Annotated in this window: 3 protein-coding genes; all 3 read left to right on the top strand. The window is 45.4% G+C overall.

The window, feature by feature from the left end:
- Positions 1–182: 182 nt before the first annotated feature.
- Positions 183–767, top strand: a complete 585-nt coding sequence (locus tag ACTIE6_RS17620) for an RNA polymerase sigma-70 factor (RefSeq protein WP_439557889.1) — start codon at positions 183–185, stop codon at positions 765–767.
- Positions 768–869: 102 nt separating this feature from the next.
- Complete coding sequence (locus ACTIE6_RS17615) at positions 870–2132, top strand: FecR family protein (protein WP_439557888.1); 1263 nt, start codon at positions 870–872, stop codon at positions 2130–2132.
- A 268-nt stretch (positions 2133–2400) separates the two neighbouring features.
- Positions 2401–4878, top strand: a 2478-nt coding sequence (locus tag ACTIE6_RS17610) for a SusC/RagA family TonB-linked outer membrane protein (RefSeq protein ID WP_439557887.1), incomplete at its 3' end; no start/stop codon positions are given.

Here is a 4878-nt window from a genome sequence, read left to right as displayed (position 1 = left end):
ACCAAAAATTAATAGCTTTATAAATCCGAAAATACTCTCTAAGCTCTTGTCTCAGTTAGTTTGACTACATACAGTCAGGATTTCTAGTTACAACAGTTACCACTTCCTTTTATTTTTACTTTTTTTAGCAGTATATTCTATCGACTTTTGCAACTGTGGCAAAATAATAAGTGAGTAAATCAATGAGTGGCATAAAGCGATTAGTTTCTTTTAAAGGCAGCGCATCCGACTTGGACCTGAATTCTCTCTTTGAAGAGTACTATGATCGACTGGTATATTTTTCACATCAAATTTTAAAAGATCAGACTCAGGCGCAGGATATTGCACAGGAAGCATTTATCAGTTATTGGAGAGAGAAGGATTCCATAGAAGTAAACAAAACCGCTATAAAGAACTATTTATATAAGAGTGCCCGGAATGCCAGTCTGAACCTGATCAGACACGAAAACGTAGTGCAACAATATAATCAAAAGCAAGGAGCAGAGGAGCCGGCAGAACCACCGGTCGTTGACGCCATCATCTCTTCGGAGGTCATTGCACAATTACACCTGGCGATTGAATTGCTCCCTGGGACGTACCGTCAGATTTGCACCCTGGGTTTCATCGAAGGGAAAAAAAATCAGGAGATTGCTGACGAGTTGGGTATGTCCATCAACACGGTAAAAAAACAAAAGCAAAAAGTTCTAGACTTGCTTCGCCGCCGGCTTTCACCCGAACTCTTTTTTGCACTGATGTTTTACCATGAAAATACTCCTGCACTCCTGTAATGCTCACTGCATCTGGCCGACAGGAAAAATAATTTACAGAAATACGATCTTATTTTATCCGATCTGCATTTTCAAGTGTCTCTATAGTCTAAACACAGACTCATGGAGGGCTATAACCAATATTTTGAGCAAGGGCATTTGATCTTTAAGTATTTAAATGGTCAGATTACTGCACAGGAGCAGGAGGAACTCGATCATTGGATCAGTCTGAGCGAAAGCAACAAAGCACTGTTTGCCAGGCTAACAGACAGACCTGCTCTTCAGTCTGAGGTAAATGTGTTTGCAACTTCGGACAAGGCAAAAGCGTGGGAGAGGATTTCGCTTGAAACGGGATTCAACAAACCGGCAAAATCTAAACTCATATCTGGCCTTTTCCTGAGATATGTTGCCGCAGCTGTATTCGTGCTCGTATCCGGGATTAGCATGTATCTGATGTTTATGCGGACAGACGACAAAGATACCGTCGCTATCCAGCAAGCAGCCGATGTAGCTCCCGGCAAAAATAAGGCTGTGCTTACCCTGGCCGATGGTTCAGAGATCTTACTTGATGAAGTGTCGGAAGGTGAGATTGCCATGCAGGATAATTTGCTGATCACCAAAACCGATGACGGACAGCTTGTTTACACAACCGGTAAAAACTTGCGAAAGAACGCTGCTGGAAACCAGACGTATAATGTAGTAAGTACACCAAAGGGAGGTCAGTTTAAGGTGGTGTTGCCGGATGGTAGCAAAGTCTGGTTAAATGCGGCCTCTTCCCTTAAATATCCTACCAAATTCGGTTCGGAAAGAATCGTTGAACTGGTAGGAGAAGCCTATTTTGAGGTTACAAAATCAGGCGCGTACCAGCAAGCTGAAAAACGGAACGGTTCATTTGTAGTGTTATCTGCCGGTCAGGTCGTGGAAGTTTTAGGTACCAGGTTTAACGTCAACAGCTATTCGGATGAAAAGCGAATCACGACGACGCTGCTGGAAGGAAAAGTTAAAATTATATCCAATCCGGAAAACAGCAAAAACAGTCATGCGGCCAAGCTACCAGAACGGGTTGTTATGCTTAAACCTGGTCAACAGGCGCAATTAAGTATAGATAGAGGTGACGAAATTCAGGTAACAAGTAAAGTAGACCTTGATCAGGTGATTGCCTGGAAAAATGGTCAGTTCATTTTCAAAAATGCCAGTTTAGCTGAAATCATGAGGCAAGTATCCCGCTGGTATGATGTAGAAGTTGTATTTGAAGGCAAAATACCTGAAAACAAATACAGAGGTCAGATAGCCCGCGATGCGCCGATAGCACAGATACTCCAGATTTTGCAGGTTAGCGGCGTCAACTTTAAAATCGAGGGAAGGAGGATTATTGTCAAAACTTAAATACTGTTGAGACAACTCTTGAAAAGGTATTAAAAAATAAAAATGCCGAAAGTGTTGCGAGCACTTTCGGCAGAGGCTGAGTGATCTTGCCCACCACGGCAAAACATAAATTCTTGTACGGAACTTTCTTTACCCAAACCCAAACAAATATATGATTAATTTTTCTACGCCTCCATTGCGGGGCATTGCCAGGCGGTTTAGCAAGGCATTTTCAGTCAAAAATGCCATTAGCCTGCCGGTAAGCCCGCCTTCTAAACGACTGCTCGTAATGCGAATAAATTCTGTCGCCATTTTATTGCTGATTTCCTGTCTACACATTTATGCATCAGGTTACAGCCAGCAAATCACATTATCGGAGAAAAATGCGTCACTCGACAAAGTACTTGATAAGATTGAGAAACAGAGCGGCTACTTTTTCTGGTTGCAAAACGACCTTCTGACAAAAACAAACAGGGTCACCCTGAACTTGAAAAAGGTCTCTTTAGAAGCTGCACTGGATGTGCTCTTCGGAGATCAAGGCCTTTCTTATACCATTATCAATAAAACGATAGTGATCAAGAAAAAGGCGGATATTAACACCCAAAAACCGGATTCTCCTCACGAGGGCATAAGTCCCCTTGAAAACAGCCGGGAGCGCCAGCAGATCAGAAAACCGGTCGCTCCCCCGGTCAAGACGGACAAGCAATCCAATCTTTCCACCGCAAAGGGCAAAGTGTCGGATGAAAAAGGCGAGGGACTTCCGGGTGTCAGCATTGTCGAGAAAGGAACCCAACGCGGGACGGTTTCCGATGCAAACGGGAATTTCACTATTGAGACCTCAAATGCTGAGGTCGTACTGGTTTTCTCTTTTGTAGGATATCTAAGTCAGGAAATCAGGGTTAATAGCCGGGAGGTGGTTGCCGTTGTTCTGACTCCTAACATCAGAGAGCTGGAACAGGTGGTGGTAGTCGGATATGGCACGCAACAGAAAAAAGATATTACAGGAGCTATCTCTTCTATTAAGGCCGAATCCATTAAAGACCAACCCATTACGAATATTGGCGAAGGTATGGCGGGAAGAATGCCCGGCGTACTGGTGCAGCAAAGCAACGGGGCACCGGGAACGGTTCCGAATTTCAAAATACGCGGATTAGGATCAATCAGTGCGGGAACAGGGCCTCTCGTAGTCGTAGATGGCCAGCCATTGAATGATGGCGCGCTAAACCTGATCAATCCTAATGACATTGAGTCTGTTGATGTACTTAAAGACGCCTCGGCTACGGCGATCTACGGATCGCGAGGCTCAAACGGCGTTTTATTGGTTACCACAAAAAAAGGCACAGCGGGGAAGACACGGATCAATCTCGATTATTTTACGGGCATCCAGCAAGTGACGAAAAAAATGGATATCCTCAATTCGCAGCAGTTTGCCGAATTGGTAAAAGAGGCCGTTAACAACGCTTATCTGGACCGTGTTCCGGGAGCGATGGCCAGTGATCCCAACAGCAAACGGCCTGCTGGTGAGCGTTTCCGTTACCCAAGAGGTGAGTTTGAAGGGCTCAATTTCGACGAACCGGGAAACTTGCCATATACCGATTACCAGAATCTGATATTTCGTTCGGCACCGATCAGCAGCTATCAGCTATCGGCGTCGGGAGGCTCTGAAAAAGTGAGATTCATGCTGTCGGGCAACTATCTCGATCAGAAAGGAATTATCAAGAAGTCCGGGCAACGCCGCTATTCTTTGCGCTCAAATATCGATGCGCAATTGACCTCCCGATTAAAAGTTGGTCTCAATTTCAGTCCGTCGATGACCGTTGAAGACAGGGTAAATGCCGACGGACCCTGGTCTACCAATGGTGTAATCAATGCGGCACTCGGGATTGCGCCAGTTGTACCTGTTTACGCTCCGGACGGGAGCTACACTGCGCAAATTGCCATTGCAGCACCCTACGATTGGCCGGGAATTACCAACCCGCTCGCCAACATTACCGAGGTCGAAAACCGCGTAAATACGTTGCGCGTATTAGGAAACCTTTATGCCATGCTCGAGTTGACCAAAGGGCTCAATTACCGCGTTTCCATCGGTGGTGATGCGCTTATATCACGTCAGAGCTATTTCCAGAAGTCCACCATGCCCACAAGTTCGCTGCTGCCACCCATACCTACAAGCGGCTACTCGAATACGGGTCAGAACCTAAACTGGGTTGCCAGCCAGACACTGACTTTCAACCGGAAATTCAATGATATACACAATTTTGAAACGCTGATCGGAATGGAGTCCCAGTCAAACGACTTCGAACAAAATCGTGTGGGGGCAGTCAACTTTCCAAACGATGTTGTCCAAACGATCAATTACGGCAATGTCAATTCAGGCTATTCATACCGAGAGCAGTGGAAGCTTGCTTCTTATTTCGCCCGGATAGCTTATAACTATAAAGAAAAATACCTGTTTAATGTCTCGGTTCGTCGGGATGGTTCCTCACGCTTTGGCGTGGATAACAGATGGGGTACGTTCCCGTCCGCTTCCGCCGGATGGCGCATGAGTGAAGAAGACTTCTTAAAGTCCGTTCCAGCGATTTCAGAACTGAAACTTCGGGCCAGCTACGGTCTAGCTGGCAACAATGCGTTTTCGGGATCCGGCAGCCTCCCCGCCAACTATATTTCACCGAATTATATGTCACTGGGACTACTCGGTGTCGATAACTACATTTTTAGCAACAAGATCATTAATGGTCTTGCTGCAAAAACGATTGGCAATCCCAAT

The organism is Dyadobacter sp., assembly GCF_051859145.1.
Lineage (GTDB): Bacteria > Bacteroidota > Bacteroidia > Cytophagales > Spirosomataceae > Dyadobacter.
The sequence above is the reverse complement of the archived record's forward strand: the minus strand, read 5'-3'. Positions and strand labels throughout refer to the sequence as shown.

Excerpts from the sequence above, each read along its gene's own strand:
- ACTIE6_RS17620 (WP_439557889.1), top strand. The coding sequence starts at position 183 with ATGAGTGGCATAAAGCGATTAGTTTCTTTTAAAGGCAGCGCATCCGAC.
- ACTIE6_RS17615 (WP_439557888.1), top strand. The coding sequence starts at position 870 with ATGGAGGGCTATAACCAATATTTTGAGCAAGGGCATTTGATCTTTAAG.